This window comes from Nocardia sp. JCM 34519.1, assembly GCF_020361265.1.
GTDB classification, from domain to species: Bacteria; Actinomycetota; Actinomycetes; order Mycobacteriales; family Mycobacteriaceae; genus Nocardia; species Nocardia arthritidis_A.
In genome coordinates this window covers 618,830-634,144 of record NZ_JAIRBR010000002.1, presented here as the reverse complement: position 1 = coordinate 634,144, position 15,315 = coordinate 618,830, and the positions used below count along the sequence as shown (strand labels likewise).

General features: G+C 66.5%; 14 protein-coding genes. 5 read left to right on the top strand and 9 right to left on the bottom strand.

Features of this window, described 5'->3' with window-relative positions:
* Positions 1–8: 8 nt before the first annotated feature.
* From LGY53_RS09210 to LGY53_RS09200, 3 genes are all read right to left on the bottom strand, one after another.
* On the bottom strand, positions 9–1,184 hold the full coding sequence (locus LGY53_RS09210) for an inorganic phosphate transporter (RefSeq protein WP_225726198.1): 1,176 nt from the start codon (positions 1,182–1,184) through the stop codon (positions 9–11).
* An 89-nt stretch (positions 1,185–1,273) separates the two neighbouring features.
* Positions 1,274–2,554, bottom strand: a complete 1,281-nt coding sequence (locus LGY53_RS09205; protein ID WP_225726197.1) for a lipase family protein — start codon at positions 2,552–2,554, stop codon at positions 1,274–1,276.
* 99 nt (positions 2,555–2,653) lie between these two features.
* Complete coding sequence (locus tag LGY53_RS09200) at positions 2,654–4,198, bottom strand: ATP-dependent DNA ligase (RefSeq protein WP_225726196.1); 1,545 nt, start codon at positions 4,196–4,198, stop codon at positions 2,654–2,656.
* Positions 4,199–4,292: 94 nt separating this feature from the next.
* On the opposite strand from LGY53_RS09200, the gene ramB reads away from it, so the two are divergent.
* The gene (gene ramB / locus LGY53_RS09195; RefSeq protein WP_225726195.1) at positions 4,293–5,699 is read left to right on the top strand and encodes an acetate metabolism transcriptional regulator RamB; all 1,407 of its coding nucleotides are present in this window, start codon (positions 4,293–4,295) and stop codon (positions 5,697–5,699) included.
* Between the two features lie 172 nt (positions 5,700–5,871).
* Complete coding sequence (locus LGY53_RS09190; RefSeq protein ID WP_225726194.1) at positions 5,872–6,513, top strand: hypothetical protein; 642 nt, start codon at positions 5,872–5,874, stop codon at positions 6,511–6,513.
* A gap of 163 nt (positions 6,514–6,676) precedes the next feature.
* Here the strand turns inward: LGY53_RS09190 and LGY53_RS09185 are convergent, their stop codons facing one another.
* Positions 6,677–7,909: an MFS transporter gene (locus LGY53_RS09185; RefSeq protein WP_225726193.1), complete on the bottom strand. Its 1,233-nt coding sequence runs from the start codon at positions 7,907–7,909 to the stop codon at positions 6,677–6,679.
* 74 nt (positions 7,910–7,983) lie between these two features.
* On the opposite strand from LGY53_RS09185, the gene LGY53_RS09180 reads away from it, so the two are divergent.
* Positions 7,984–8,856, top strand: coding sequence for a TetR/AcrR family transcriptional regulator (locus LGY53_RS09180; protein ID WP_225726192.1), 873 nt, complete (start codon positions 7,984–7,986; stop codon positions 8,854–8,856).
* Positions 8,857–8,870: 14 nt separating this feature from the next.
* On the opposite strand, the gene LGY53_RS09175 is transcribed toward LGY53_RS09180, so the two are convergent.
* Positions 8,871–10,700 (bottom strand): acyl-CoA dehydrogenase, encoded by a 1,830-nt coding sequence (locus LGY53_RS09175; RefSeq protein WP_225726191.1) that lies wholly within the window; start codon positions 10,698–10,700, stop codon positions 8,871–8,873.
* 93 nt (positions 10,701–10,793) lie between these two features.
* Positions 10,794–11,684: a nuclease-related domain-containing protein gene (locus tag LGY53_RS09170; protein WP_225726190.1), complete on the bottom strand. Its 891-nt coding sequence runs from the start codon at positions 11,682–11,684 to the stop codon at positions 10,794–10,796.
* A gap of 316 nt (positions 11,685–12,000) precedes the next feature.
* Between LGY53_RS09170 and LGY53_RS09165 the strand changes: the two genes are divergently transcribed.
* The gene (locus LGY53_RS09165) at positions 12,001–12,546 is read left to right on the top strand and encodes a carboxymuconolactone decarboxylase family protein (RefSeq protein ID WP_225726189.1); all 546 of its coding nucleotides are present in this window, start codon (positions 12,001–12,003) and stop codon (positions 12,544–12,546) included.
* 36 nt (positions 12,547–12,582) lie between these two features.
* Here LGY53_RS09165 and LGY53_RS09160 read toward each other — a convergent pair whose 3' ends face one another.
* The 3 genes from LGY53_RS09160 to LGY53_RS09150 form a co-directional block, all read right to left on the bottom strand.
* Positions 12,583–13,368 (bottom strand): TetR/AcrR family transcriptional regulator C-terminal domain-containing protein, encoded by a 786-nt coding sequence (locus LGY53_RS09160; protein ID WP_225726188.1) that lies wholly within the window; start codon positions 13,366–13,368, stop codon positions 12,583–12,585.
* Positions 13,369–13,401: 33 nt separating this feature from the next.
* Complete coding sequence (locus LGY53_RS09155; protein ID WP_225726187.1) at positions 13,402–13,791, bottom strand: VOC family protein; 390 nt, start codon at positions 13,789–13,791, stop codon at positions 13,402–13,404.
* A gap of 163 nt (positions 13,792–13,954) precedes the next feature.
* Positions 13,955–14,803 carry an SDR family oxidoreductase gene (locus LGY53_RS09150; RefSeq protein ID WP_225726186.1) on the bottom strand — a complete coding sequence of 283 codons (849 nt, stop codon included), beginning with the start codon at positions 14,801–14,803 and terminating at the stop codon, positions 13,955–13,957.
* Positions 14,804–14,901: 98 nt separating this feature from the next.
* Between LGY53_RS09150 and LGY53_RS09145 the strand changes: the two genes are divergently transcribed.
* Positions 14,902–15,300 carry a helix-turn-helix domain-containing protein gene (locus LGY53_RS09145; protein ID WP_225726185.1) on the top strand — a complete coding sequence of 133 codons (399 nt, stop codon included), beginning with the start codon at positions 14,902–14,904 and terminating at the stop codon, positions 15,298–15,300.
* Positions 15,301–15,315 lie beyond the last annotated feature (15 nt).

Genomic DNA, 15,315 nt, shown 5'->3' with positions numbered 1-15,315 from the left:
AGCGCCTCCTATACCTGCGCCGAATGCTTCGGCTCGGCGACGGTTTCGGTGTCGGCCGGCCATTCGTTGACATTGTCACCGCTTACCGGATCCCGCCGCGAGCGCAGATAGATCGCCGCCGAAAGCACGACCAGCAGCGCGAACACCACCAGCACCCCGGGCAGCCCGCCGATGAAATGCGCCAGCGCCCAGCAGATCGCGCCCGCGATACCGGCCAGCGGCAGGGTGAGCAGCCAGGCGACGGTCATCCGGCCCATCACGCCCCAGCGCACCTCGGCGCCCTTGCCGAGGCCGGTGCCGAGGATGGATCCGGTGGCGGTCTGTGTGGTCGACAGCGGCAGGCCGAAGTGCGCCGAGCTGAGAATGATTGCCGCCGAAGCGGTCTCGGCCGCCAGGCCCTGCGGTGAGTCGATCTCGACCAGACCCTTGCCGAGCGTGCGGATGATGCGCCAGCCGCCGAGGTAGGTGCCGAGCGCGATGGCGAGGGCACAGGCGGCCATCACCCAGAGCGGCATCTCGTCGTTCTTGGTGAGGGTGCCGTGCGCGACCAGCGCCAGGAAGATGACGCCCATGGTCTTCTGCGCGTCGTTGGTGCCGTGCGCGAGCGAGACCAGCGCGGCCGAACCGATCTGACCCCAGCGGAATCCCGCACTCACCTCGTCCGGATCGGAGCGCCGGGTGATCCGGTAGACCGCCCAGGTGCCGATGGCCGAGACCAGCGCGGCGACGATCGGCGCGAGCACGGCAGGCAGAATGATCTTGGTCACCACCCCGTCCGCGCCCTTCGCCCAAATCACCCCGCCCCAGCCGAGCGCGGCGATGGTCGCGCCGATCAACCCGCCGAACAGCGCGTGCGATGAACTCGACGGCAGGCCGAACAGCCAGGTGAGCAGGTTCCACAGAATGCCGCCGACCAGACCGGCGAACACGATGATCAACAGATCGTGTCCGTGGACCGCGTCCAGCCGGACGATGCCCTTGGCAACGGTCGCGGCGACCGCGACGGAGAGGAAGGCGCCCAACAGATTGAGCACCGCGGACAACGCGACAGCCACCTTGGGCGGCAGCGCACCGGTGGCGATGGAGGTCGCCATCGCATTGGCGGTGTCGTGAAAACCGTTGGTGAAATCGAATGCGAGTGCCGTGATGATGACGATCAATAGAACAAGTAGTTCACCGGTCACACCTACAGTGTGCGGTACCGCGTTCATTGATTGCCAAACGGTTGCCCAATGCCGGGCAGCCATCGGCATGCTCTAACATGAACGTCTTCTTACAGACCGAAGCTCGAACAGCCCGTCGGCGCGGGTTTTCCGGTGAAGCGATCCTCGATCCAGCCGGTGGCCCCGGGAATGCCGCTGAGGCCGACCACCGAGTGTTCGCCGAGGTAGACCTCCAAGCGCACCTGGGCGCCCTGCCCACACCAGTCGTGATAGAGGTTGGTCGCGCTGGCCAGCGGGATCCAGAATTCGTTCGCGCCGTGATACAGGAATACCGGCACCGTCGGCGCGCTCGCGCCCAACCGGTTCTCGGCCAGGATCCGCTTGACCATCGGCAGCTCGGTGGGCGCCTTCTGGTCGGTGAATGTCTGCACCGTCAGCGGCGCGACCGCGCCGAGCACGCCCTCCGCGTTGACACACATATCGCGTCCGAGCCGGGCCAGCCGCCAGCCGTTGTCGTTCATCAGCTCGAGCATCTCGGGATATTCCCTGGCCAGGCCGAGGGTCGCGGCCAGGAAGACACCCGATGCGGCGTTCTTGCCGTTCATCGTGGCGAGCAGCAGGCCGAAATCGGCGGGCACACCGCCGAACGCCGCGCCGACCAGGTGCACGTCGGGCGCGTACTCGGGGGCGAGCTGGGCGGCCCAACCGCTTGCGATGGCGCCGCCCGAATATCCGGTGACCACGACGGGCGCGTCCGGACGCAATCCGAGTTCCGGTGTGCTGATCGCGGCGCGGATGGCGTCGAGCACCGCGTGCCCGGCCATCCGTCCCGCGGCGTACGCCTGCCGCGGTCCCTCGTGATCCGGAATCACCACCGCGTATCCCTTGGCCAGGGAGATATTGGTCTCCAACATCTTGTCGGACGAACCCTGCCGCAGCTTGTAGGACGGCGCGCATTTGTTGCCGAGCGAGTCGATCGCGGCGTTGTACGAAACCAACGGGCGCGGACCGGATCCCGGCCACGGCGCGACCGGGACGAGCAATGTCGCGACCACCGGCACCGGATTGTCCTTGGCGTCGGCGGACCGGATCAGCAGCTCGGTCGAGGTCACCGGGACCGTGCCGGATGGTGTTCCGCCCGGACGGGACGCGAGAACCGTTCCGGGAGCGAGCTTTTCGAATCCCAGCGGAGGCGAGTAAAAGGGATCGTCCAGCGGCGTCGGCAGGATATCCGCGGGAATCCTTGCGGGATTGAGTAATTCACCGACCGGATCGGCATGCGCACCGGGTGCGAGCAGTGCGGCCGCGATGGCCAGTACCGCCGCGACGGCCAGCGCCGCCGTGAAACTCCCGAATATCCGCGCGCCGCGCAGACACCTCACACTCCGCACGCGCCGAAACCCTCCAGAACCGAACCAACCGCCATTGCAGTGTGATCGGAGCGCGGCCGAATATGGAGCCCATATTTACAGTGGCACAGCGGAATTCGCTCAACCCGCGCCCGGCAGCAGCGCGCGCACCGCATCGATCGTGTCGACATCGGCCGGATCCTTGTCGGGGCGGTAGCGAACCACCCGGGCGAAGCGCAGCGCGACGCCGCCCGGATAGCGCGGGCTCACCTGCACGCCATCCAAGGCGATCTCGACGACCAGTTCGGGGCGCAGGTAGACCGCGTATTCGTCACGCGCACGTTCGTGCAGCGGGAATTCCGCTGTCTGCCAACGTAATAGCGCATCGGTGAGGCCCTTGAAGGTTTTGCCGACCATCACCGGCTCGCCGGTTTCCGGATCGCGTGCGCCGAGATGCAGATTGGACAGGAAGCCGGTGCGACGGCCGTAACCCCATTCGGCGCCGAGCACCAGCAGGTCGAGCGTATGCGTCGGTTTGATCTTCTGCCAGGAACGGCCGCGTCGGCCCGCCGCGTACGGCGCGGTGAGCGATTTGATCATCACGCCCTCGTGCCCGGCGGCCAGCGCGCCGTCGAAATATTCCGCCGCGGCCTCGCCATCGGGCCGGACCAGCGCGGGCATGCTGTGCGCCGCGGCGACCTTGGCCAGCGCGATGCGGCGCTCGTGTAGCGGTGCGTCCAGCAGATCTTGCCCGTCGAGGTGCAGGCAGTCGAAGAAATAGGGGTGCAGCAACAGGTCTCGGGTGGAGCTCGCGCCCGGCGGGATGAGGGTCGGATCCAGCACGGCGAACCGGCTCATCGTCTCCTGGAATGGGCGGGGGCGGCCGGAATCGTTGAGCGCCAACGTCTCTCCGTCCAACACCACGCTGGTGCAGTCCAGTTCCGCGACCAACCGCACCAGCTCCGGCACACTCGCGGTGATATCGCGCAGCGTCCTGGTGAACACCCATACCTGAGAGTCGTTGCGGTGCACCTGTATTCGCGCGCCGTCCATTTTGAGCTCGACGATCACCTCGCCGAGTTCGGCCAGCGCCTCGTCCAATGATGCGCCGGGCGAGGCCAGCATCGGCTGGATCGGCCTGCCGACCGTCAGCCGGAATTCGGCGAGCGCCGCCGCGCCGCCGCTCATCGCGGCCACGGCGGTGACCGGCAGTTGCCCAGAGAGCATGTAGGCTCGGCGCACCAGCTCCAGCGGAACGCCCGCCGCCTGGGCCACCGCCTCGGCCACGATCGCGGTGAGCGCGCCCTGTCGCAGCTCCCCGGTCAGCAGGCGGATGAAGAATCCCTGCTCGGCCTCGGTGGCCGCCCGCCACAATTCGGCGAGCAACTCCCTGCGGCGGGCCGCCGAACCCGCGCCCGATACGGCGGCCAACTCGGTGAGCGTCGCGTCGACCGCCGAAACCGTCAGCGTCGCAACGGCGGCCGGTTCCTGCGTCAATCCGGCCACGGTGCGCCAACCCGTGCCGATCCGGCCCTGCAACAGCTCACCGGACACCCAGGCCACCACCGCGGCGAGTTCGCTGGGCGCGGCCGCGCCCAGCAACCCGGCCAGCGCGGCGATCTTCGCCTTGCGTGACCTGGTCGCGCGCACATTCTCCGAGGCTTGCACCACGTCAGCGACCAACACAGCCTCGACGGTAACCCGGCGGGGTGACACATTGCTCGCCCCGGGTGTTAATCAGTCATTGGCACGGATGCGAAGGTCTCCATAAACTGGGCGCATGGCCAAGACATATGTCGGCGCGCGGCTTCGGCAGCTGCGCACCGAACGCGGGCTGAGCCAGGTCTCGCTGGCGCAGAAGCTGGAGATCTCGGCCAGTTACCTCAACCAGATCGAACACGATGTGCGCCCGCTCACCGTGCCGGTGCTGCTGCGCATCAGCGAGGTATTCGGCGTCGACGCGACCTTCTTCTCCTCCCAGGACGACACCCGGCTGATCGCCGAACTCCAGGAGGTCGTGATGGATCAGGAGCTCGCCATCGAGGCCGACACCCAGGAGATCGCGGATATGGTCTCGGCCCATCCCAGCCTGGCCCGCGCCATGGTCAATATGCATCGGCGCTACCGCAATACCTCCGCCCAGCTGGCCGCCGCCACCGAGGATCGTTTCGCCGACGGCTCGGGCAGCGCCGCGATCAGCAAACCGCACGAGGAGGTGCGCGACTACTTCTATCAGCGGCAGAACTATATTCACGAATTGGATACCGCCGCAGAGGAATTGACCGCGCGCATCCGTTTCCACGGCGGCGATGTGAGCAGTGAGGTCGCGCGCAGGCTGCGCGCGCACGAGGTGCGCATTGTGGAGCGCATCGACCTCGGCGAAGGCGTCCTGCACCGCTACGACCGGGACACCAGGCAGCTGGAGATCGCGCCACACCTGTCCGGCGGGCAGCGCACCTTCAAACTCGCCGCCGAACTCGCCTATTTCGAATGCGGCGATCTGCTCGCAAAGTTGGTCGAGGAGGGCAATTTCGCCTCCGAGGACACCCGCAAGCTGGCCATGCTCGGGCTCGCCAACTATTTCGCCGCGGCAACAGTACTGCCCTACACGCATTTTCATGAAGTGGCCGAGGATTTCCGCTACGACATCGAGCGGCTCTCGGCCTTCTTCACCCAGAGTTACGAGACCATCTGCCATCGGCTTTCGACACTGCAGCGGCCCAAGTTGCGCGGCGTCCCCTTTTCCTTCGTGCGGGTGGACCGGGCCGGAAATATGTCGAAACGCCAGTCCGCCACCGGATTCCACTTCTCCTCCAGCGGCGGCACCTGCCCGCTGTGGAATGTGTACGAGACCTTCGCCTACCCGGGCAAGATCATGACCCAGATCGCGCAGATGCCCGACGGGCGCAAATATCTGTGGGTCGCCCGCACCGTGGAGCGCCGGGCCATCCGCTACGGCCAGCCGAGCAAGATCTTCGCGATCGGGCTGGGCTGCGAGCTGCGCCACGCGGGGCGCGTCGTCTACGCGGACGGTTTCGACCTGGATGAGGTGCAGCCCACCCTCATCGGTGCGGGCTGCCGAGTATGTGAACGGACCAATTGTCCACAGCGGGCCTTCCCACCGTTGGGGAAAAAGCTTGATATCAGCGAGCACCGCAGTTCGGTCTCGCCGTATGTGCTGAAGTGAGCATAGGTAATCGGCTGCCATGACTTCTGGTGCCCACGAAATTGTGGTGTGCAGAGGATATTTCGCCGTATCGATCCGCCAGCCTAGACTGTCCTGGCTTACGCGGGATCGAAAACACTTCTCTCTCTTATGATCCCACGCGGGCAATGATGCGTCGAACCAGGGGATCACCATGAGAGTCAAGAAGATTGCCGCAGCGGCTATCTTCACCATCGCGGCCGTGGGCATCGCGGGAGGCGTCGCACATGCCGACCCGGCACCGGGATCGACCGACGCGGTTCCGTATACGGTGCACGGCGCCGAACACGGCGTCGCCTTCGAGATCTCGCGATCCGCCGACGGAAAGAGCCTGGCCGCCAACCTGTCCGGCGGCACATTCACGGTGACCGAATCCGCGTTGAACATCACCGATCCGACGGGTGCGGTCGTCGCGAGCGTACCGCTGAGCATCGAATTCGAGCAGGGCACCGTCGACCTGCGGCCACAGGTCGACGCGACCGGCACCCATCTCACGGCCGAACCGATCGGCGTCTGGCACCAGAGCTCGCCCAAAGAGCGCAGCTCCTGGAGCGGGGCCGCCCTCGGCGGCTTCATCGGCGCCATCATCGGCATGCTCGGCATCCTGGGCGGTCCGCTCGTCATCGTCACCTTCTTGGGCGGAGCCTTGATCGGCGGCCTCATCGGCTACGGAATCGGCGCGGCCATCCCCAATTCGGATGTGCCCGACCGCTGGGACTACATCGAACCGCAGCGGTCCGATCCACCGTCCATACCGGGCTGCTACCCGCGTAACGCCCTGTACCCCCACTGCTGACGAACGCCGTCATGTCTGCGCAGCAAAGCGATCCCCATCTTTTCTGCCACACCGCGCTCTGCCACGACTGAGCGGAATCGGCCAATATGACGAAGGCCCGCACCGGAATTGTGTTCCGGTGCGGGCCTTCGTCATTCGTCGACCAGCCGGTTCGGCCGGTGGCTCAGGCGGCCGGTATCGCTCTCCGCTGCAGGCGCATGCCGACCAGCGTCAGCGCGAACGCCGCGACCAACAGTAGCGCCAGCGTCCAGGCCAGGATCGAAAAGCCGTGCGGGGCAGCGGCCGCCGCGACGATCGGGCCGAGGGTGGCGCCGACGTAGAAGCTGAACATGGCGACCGAGGTTGCGGCGGCGCGGGATTCGCCGCCGAGCTCGCCCGCGCTCTGCAACACCGCGGGCCCGATGGTGCCGAGCCCGCCGACCATGACGGCCAGCAGCACGGTCAGCACCCCGAGGTGCGTGCCCTCGAAGGTGGCAACGACCATCGCGGCGGCGGCCACCAGCACGCCGAGCACGATCTGCGCCGGCTTCGTCAGCCGGGACAGCGGCACGGCGAGCAGCGGTAGCGCCACCATGACGGGCAGTGCACCGGCCCGCAGGGTGAGCAGTTCACCGGAGCTCTTGACCAGGCCGGTGAGCTCGATGCCGGTGTAGACGCCGACCATCACCGACATGCTGAGCGCACCCGCCGCCAGCATCGGCAGCAGCGCCCTGATCCGCAGCACCGCCGGGATGGCGGCATAGCTGTGCAGCAGCGGTTTGTCCGTGCCGGTCGGCTCGTCGTCGAGCATGACCGCGCGCTGGGCGAGGGCCAGTGCCGCGAAAACGATTGCGGAGCCGATGAATACGGTGCGCCAGGGGAAGGTGGCGACCACCGTCTGCGAGACGATCTGCGCGATCACCGTCGCGGCCAGGAACGAGGTGGCCACCGACATGGTCACCACGGCGCGATGTGCCGGGGCGATCCGGGTGGCGACGTAGGCCATGATCGCGGGCGGAATCGACCCGACGACCAGCCCCTGCACCACCCGCAATGCGACCGCGAGCGGCGCACTGAACGCCAGGCCGGTCAACAGGGTAACCACCGCGGCGACCAGCATTCCGGTCATCAGCACCCTGCGGTGTCCATAGCGATCGGAGAGCGGGCCGAACAGGACGAACCCACCGGCGTAGCCGAAGGCGAAGGCGCTGATGATCCAGGTCATCACGCCGGAGCCGACATTCCAGTCGGCCTTCATGGCGCTGAAAAGCGGTATCGGGACGTACATCTGACCGGTTGCCAGCAGTGCGGACAGTACGAGGACGGGTAGCGTGCGGCCGGTGTGTGCGCGGCGTGCCGCGCTCGTGCCGGAAACTCCGGCCGGTGCGGCCGGGAGTCGGATTGCCTGCGTTGCCATGCGGAGAACATTAGGGTTCCAACCGTTCGGTTGTCAACCAAATAGTTGGTTTATGCGATGGTAATGTCGATGCCATGACCACCGAGGCCGCGCCGAGCACACGGCGCAGTGATGCGACGCGGCAGGCGCTGCTGCGCGCCGCACGCGACGAATTCGCCCAATACGGCCTGGCCGGTGCGCGAGTCGATCGGATAGCCGAGGCGGCCGGGGTGAACAAGGAGCGCATCTACGGCCTGTTCGGCAGCAAGGACAAGCTGTTCGACGTGATCCTGATCGAGACCATCGATGAGTTCATGGAGATGGTCAACCCGTTGGCCGAGACCGATCCCGGTGAGTACGTCGCCAAACATTTCGACTACCACAGCAAGCATCCACAGCTGATGCGCCTGATGCTGTGGGAGGCGCTGCATCGCGGCGACGACGAAGCGCACGATATCGATGGCAAGCGCGCCCGGCACTACCAGCAGAAGTTCGCAAGCGCCAGCAAACAATTCGGCGTCGACCCGCGTAACGGCGGCCTGCTGCTGCTCGCGCTGTGCGGGCTGTCGAACTGGAATCTCGCGATACCGCAGGTGGTCCGGCTACTGCTCGGCCCCAGCGCCGCCGATGACAAGGCGGCCACCCGGGAATTCATGAAGGAATTCGCCAGGGCCGCGATGCGCGATCCGGCGCTGTTCACACCCGCGAAGGGTGGGGACAGCCCGAATTCACCGGAACCCGAGCCGGATTCGGCGGCCGACAGCGCACCGGTCAACGATATGACCAGCGCGGTCGACAGCGCCGCGGAGCGACTCCGCCTCGCCCAGGCCGCCGCCGACGCGGCCCGCGACGAACTCGCCGCCGCACTGCGCGCCGCCAATGCCGCGGGTGCGAGCGCGAATCAGTTGGCGCGCCGGGTATCCGGCACGCTTTCCCGTCCGGTCGTACTCAAACTGCTTGCGGAATAACGCTATTCGCGCGACTAGAACGCCGCCTCGTCCAGGTTCATGATGTCGTTGTCGATCGCGGCGAGAATGCCCTTGACCGCGGCCAGCTCCGGCAGCACGTTCTTGGCGAAGAAGCTTGCGGCGGCGATCTTTCCGCTGTAAAAGGCGCGGTCCTTCGCCTCCGGCTCCGCCGCGAGCGCCGTCGCGGCCACCTCGGCCTGCACCAGCAGCCGCCACCCGATGAGCAGATCGCCGACGGCGAGCAGGAAGCGCACCGAACCGAGCCCGACCTTGTACAGCTCCTTCGGATCCTGCTGGCCCGCCATCAGATAGCCGGTCAGCGTGGCCGCCATCGCCTGCACGTCGCCGAGGGCGGTGCGCAGCAGCTCCCGCTCGGCCTCGAAGCGACCGGTCTTGGTCTCCAGGAAGGCACCGATCTGTCCGGTGACGTGCCCGATGGCGACGCCCTTGTCCCGAATGATCTTGCGGAAGAAGAAATCCTGCGCCTGGATGGCGGTGGTGCCCTCGTAGAGCGAATCGATCTTCGCATCGCGGATGTACTGCTCGATCGGATAATCCTGCAGATAACCCGAACCGCCGAGCGTCTGCAGCGATTCCGTGAGCAGCTGATAGGCCCGCTCGGAGCCGACACCCTTCACGATCGGCAGCAGCAGATCGTCCACCCGATGCGCCAATTCCGCATCCGCGCCCGAAACCAGCTGTGCCACATCGGCGTTCTGATGGGCCGCGGTGTAGAGGTACACCGCGCGCAGGCCCTCGGCGTACGCCTTCTGCGTGATCAGCGAGCGGCGCACATCCGGGTGATGGGTGATGGGAACGCGCGGGGCGGCCTTATCGGCCATCTGGGTCAGGTCCGCGCCCTGCACCCGCTGCTTGGCGTAGTCGAGCGCGTTCAGGTAACCGGTCGACAGCGTGCCGGAAGACTTTACGCCGACCATCATTCGGGCGTTCTCGATCACCTTGAACATCTGCGCGATGCCGTTGTGCACATCGCCGACCAGCCAGCCCTTGGCGGGCACCGAGCCGCCGCCGAAGGTGAGTTCACAGGTGGGCGAGGACTTCAGGCCCATCTTGTGCTCGACATTGGTGACGTAAACGCCGTTGCGGTCGCCCAATTCGAGCGTTTCGTGATCGAAGAGGAATTTCGGCACATAGAACAGGGATAGGCCCTTGGTGCCCGGCCCGGCGCCCTCCGGGCGGGCCAGCACCAGATGGAAGACGTTCTCGGCGGTATCGCCGACATCGGCGCCGGAGATGAACCGCTTGACGCCCTCGATATGCCAGGAGCCGTCCTCCTGCTGAATCGCCTTGGTGCGGCCCGCGCCGACATCGGAACCGGCGTCCGGCTCGGTGAGCACCATGGTGCCCTGCCAGCCGCGCTCCAAACCCGCTGTGGCCCAATGCTTCTGCTGCTCGTTACCGACCTCGAAGAGCACCGCGGACATCACGCCGCCCATATTGAAGAAGCTGGCCGACGGATTCGCGCAGGTGATCAACTCGTTGACCGCCCAGACGACGGCGTTGGGCGCGGGCGTGCCGCCCATTTCCTCGGGCAGGCCGAGCCGGACCCAGCCCGCCTCCTGTACCGCCTCGACGGTTTTGCGCAGCGGTTCCGGCACCGAGATGGAGTGGGTCTCCGGATGGAAGATCACCGGCTCGCGATCGGCCGCCGCGAACGAGTCGGCCACCGGGCCTTCGGCCAACCGCTTCACCTCGGCCAGGATCTCCCGCACGGTGTCGGAGTCGAGATCACCGTAGGCACCCGCATCGAGGAGCTTGTCCAGCCCGAACACCTCGAACAGGTTGAACTCGATATCCCGGACGTTCGCCTTGTAGTGACCCACGGGTCCTCCTCGGTGTTTTTGACGTCGTACAAACGAAGACTGCCGCACCGTCATCCCGCTACGCAACCGTAGGCCGCCGCGCGTTTGCCGAATTCAGCAACCGGGTTGGAAGGGCCAGCACTGGACTGGCCGGTAGGGCGCCGGTGACGGTGTCGGGCTCGGCACGACGCTGGTCCGCTCCGGCGCGGGATGGGCGGTATCGGTGGCCAGCGCCATCGCGACGACGCCCACCATGATCAGCAGGCCGACCACGGCGACGCCGGTAATCAGCCAGGACAGGATGCGCTGCGCATCGGACGGCGGTCGCGGTGTCGAAGGTTCGCGCGGTTTCACCTCACGCGCAATGGAAGTCGGCGATTCGGGGGCGACGGTCTCGAATCCGTCCGCGATCAGTTCATCGCGCGAAGGCGCATCGCCGCTGAGCCCCAACGCTTTACACGCCGAGACCACGCGATCGGCGGTCCAGTTGCGCGGTCCGGCGGAGAACCCCTCGAGATAGATGCGCAGATCGGTGGCGTCGGAGACATTGCCGACCACCACATCCAGCCCCGGCCGCAGGTTGGTGCGGGCCGGCCGCACCACGACACCGCGGAACGGCACCAGCACCACCGCACCGCATACATGTCCAGGGTCGAGCAGCGCCCGTTCGAGCGCGCTGCGCACCTCGAAGACCGATTGCTCGAGTTCGTCGGTGGGGCTGCCGGTGCGGGTGTCGTCCAGATCGGCCGGGGTGTCGCTGATCGTCCACGCACCGTCGGCGGCGATATTGAGAATGCCGCTCTGCCTGCGCCGGAAGCCGAGCACATGCAATACGGTGAGCCCGCGGGGAGTGAACACCACCGCGTCCACCCGCCGTGTTCCTCGGTTGTCGCCGACCCGCAGATCGATGAGCGCCAATGCCGGAGTGGGATATTTCCGCAGGCAGTCGACGAATTCCTGCTCCGCGCCGGAGATATCGGCTCCGGGCTTCACCCGCACGAGCATGTTCGCCCGCCTCCCTGCGTATTCCGGCCGGACTTGTAGGCCGCGAGAAACGCCTCGGCGGTCGGCGGTTCGGTTGCTGCGGAGTCGGCCCGTCCCCGGTGAGTGACCCGTGTACTCACGAAATTGATCCTAACGATGGAAATTCCGGTGTGCGCGGGTAATTCGGAGCGGAGCCGCCGGACAGACCGCCGCGAACCTCGGCGGCTCGTAATTCACCGGCCACCGGGTAGGCTCCGATTCTGCGGCGGACGCTCCGCCGCTCGACGTGATTTCGTCCGGCGCGCAGGCGCGGTGAACGCGAAAGAGGCGTACTGACATGGTTTCGACGCGGCAACCAAGAATCGCACCAGGTCGGCTCCGGGAGCTCGGACCGATCAACTGGGCTGTGTGGCAAGTACTTTCGCGCGCGATAGGCACCGACGACGCGCACCTGTTCAGTACGCTCGGCCGCACCGGCGGCCTGTTCCGCGGCTGGTTGCATTTCTCCGGCAGGCTGATGCCGGGCGGCAAATTACCGAGGCACGAATCCGAACTGGTCATCATTCGCGTCGCGCATCTGCGCGAATGCGCGTACGAGATGGACCATCACATCCGGCTGGGCAAGCGCGCCGGGATCACCGAGGAGATACTGGAGCGGTTGCGCACCGGCCCGTCCGCCCCGGAATGGTCGGCCAAACACCGCGCCCTGCTCACCGCCGTCGACCAGCTGGTCGGCACCCGGGATATCGACGATGCCACCTGGGCCGAGCTGGCCGCACACTACGACGAGCGCATGCTCATCGAAATCGTACTGCTGATCAATCAATACGAGGGCTTGGCGTCCACCATCACCGCGCTGCGCATCGAGCGCGACGGAATCTGACCGCATACCAATAGTTTCCGCACCGACGAGAGCCGATCACGTTCCGGGGGAACGCTTTTCGATCAGCTTTTCGAGGCCGTCCAGCACCAACCCCAAACCGAACTCGTATGCGTGATCGGCACTGTACGCACCGCCGTACGCCTTTCCGGCCGCGGCGCCCACCCGCGCGCCCAACGGATACGCCGCGGGATCAATGACCTCCGCGAGCAGTGGCGCGGCCCGCTCCCACCATTGGTCATCCGATATGGCGCTGTCAGCGACGGCGGCGGCGGAATCGATGGCGATGCGCGCGACGGAATTCACGAAGCCGAGCACATGGGTGAGCGCGGCGTCCATGGTGACATCGTCGAGGCCGAGGCCGTCGAAGGCATGCAGCTCGTATTCGTATTTCGCGGCGACACCGGGGCCGAGCGGCGGACGGGTGGTCGGCAGGTAGGCCACCCAGGGATGGCGGGTCAGCAGCGCGCGATTCGCCGCGGCGATCAGCGCGACCCGCTCCCGCCACGGCATTCCGTCCATGCTCGGTCGCGGCATTTCCCCGTAGACGGCGTCCAGCATCAGATCCACCAGCTCGGCCTTGCCCGGCACATAGGTGTAGGTGGACATCGGTGTGAGCCCGAGTTTCGCGGCCACCGCCCGAATGGTCAGCGCGCCGATGCCGTCGGCGTCGGCGATTCCGATGGCGGCGGCGATCACCGCGTCGACGCTGCTGCGCTGTTTGGGGCCGCGACCGGATTTCGGATTCCGCTCGACCCGCCACAGCAATTCCAGCGTGCGCACCGGATCGCCGGAGCCGCTGCGTTCCTTGGGCTCGCCCGCCACCGCATCCTCCTCACCTCGGCCCGGGAATCCGCGCTATCGCGGCGCGGGTTCGGTCCATTCGAGTACTTCGACCACGATGCCGTTGGGATCGGTGGCCTGGAACAGCTTTTCACCCCACGGCTGCTCCATCAGCGGCAGTGTGATGTTCGCGCCCGCCGAGCGCAGCCGGGCCTCCTCGGCGGCGACATCGGCGACGGTGAAGGCAAGGGCCATACCGCGGGTCGCGACGTCGCGCTGCTCCTCGGGCAGTACCGCCAGACCGCGGCGGTGGATGGCGATGCCGACGGCGCGATCGGCGTGGGTCAACGATACGAAACCGTCTGCCGCGATGGCCTCTTCGTAGCCGAAGAGGTCGACGAGGAACCTTTTGGTCGCGGCCACGTCGTCCACGGTCAACGACACGGTGCTGTCAACAATGCGCATTCGATGCCTCACCCTCCCCGGCAAGCCGGGTCTCTTCGAAAATTTCTTGTACAAAGTACACCATACATAGTACAGAATTTTGATCGATGCGCACGGACGACGGCAGCGAGGCCCCTGCCGTGCAGGAACCTCGCTGCGGTGTAACGGTTTTCGTCGATCGAAATCAGCCGAGCGCGGCGCGGAACACCTCGACCGCCGGGGTCGACGGACGGCCGAGCAGCTTCTGCAGATCACCGGAGTCCACATCGAGGATTCCGGAGTCGATACCCGCATCGGCGTCGGCGAGCGCCTCGGCGTACGCGTCCGGCAGTCCCGCAGCCTTCAACGCTGCGGCATAATCGGCCTCGGACAGGTTCTCGTACCGCACCTGCTTGCCCGCGGCCTGCGAAATCTCCTGCGCCAGTTCGGCATAGGTGAGTCGCTGGTCGCCGCCGAGTTCGTAGATCCGGCCCGCGTGGCCGTCGGTGGTGAGCACCTTCGCCGCCGCGTCGGCGTAGTCGGCGCGGGCCGCGCCGGCGACCCGGCCCGTTCCGGCCGCACCGTGCAGCACGCCGGTCTGCACGGCGTGCGCGAGCCCGCCCAGGTAGTTCTCCCAGTACCAGCCGTTACGCAGAATCGTGTGCGGCACAGTGGTTTTCGCGAGCTCGGCCTCGGTGCCGATATGCTCCTGCGCCAGGATCAGCGGGTTCTCGGTCGCCTTCGGAATGCTGGTGTAGACCAGCAGCTCGAGCCCGGCCCGCTCGGCGGCGCGAATCACATTGGCGTGCTGGGCCACTCGGGCTCCGAATTCATTGCCCGAGACGAGCAGCAGCCGATCGACACCGGCCAGCGCCCGATCCAGCGCGGCCGCGTCGTCGTAGCTCGCCTGGCGGACATCGACGCCGCGCTCGGCCAGATCGGCCACCTTCGCCGGATCGCGCACGATCGCGACCGGCTGTACTCCCTCGCGCAACAACGCCTCGACGACCAGGCGACCCAGCTGTCCGCTGGCTCCGGTGACTGCGACGGTCATGACATCCTCCAGATTTATGACGGTTCGACTAGTACTAACTATTCGTAAGCACTATGCATTCCGGAACCACTTTGGTCAAGTTGGGTACTATCGATGTCATGAGCACACAGCGCACCCTGCCGATTGAGGCCGACGACCCCGCGCTGGAAGCCGATGTTTTCGCAAAGAACTGCACGTCACGGCCGGTATTGCAGAATGTGGCCAGCCGCTGGGGCATCCTCGCCCTCGTCGCGCTGCGCGAGGGCCCCTACCGGTTCAGCGCGCTGCGCCGCCGGGTCGACGGTGTGAGCGAACGCATGCTCTCGCAGACCTTGCAGGCCCTGGAACGCGACGGCATGGTGCACCGCGAGGTGCACGAGACGATTCCGCCGCGCGTCGAATACACCCTCACCGACCTCGGCGCCCAGGTGGCCGAACGGCTGGAGGCGCTCATCGTGGTCGTCGAACAGAATATGGACCAGGTGCGCGCGGCCCAGGCGGCCTACCGCCGAGAATGACGCTCACGATTCCTT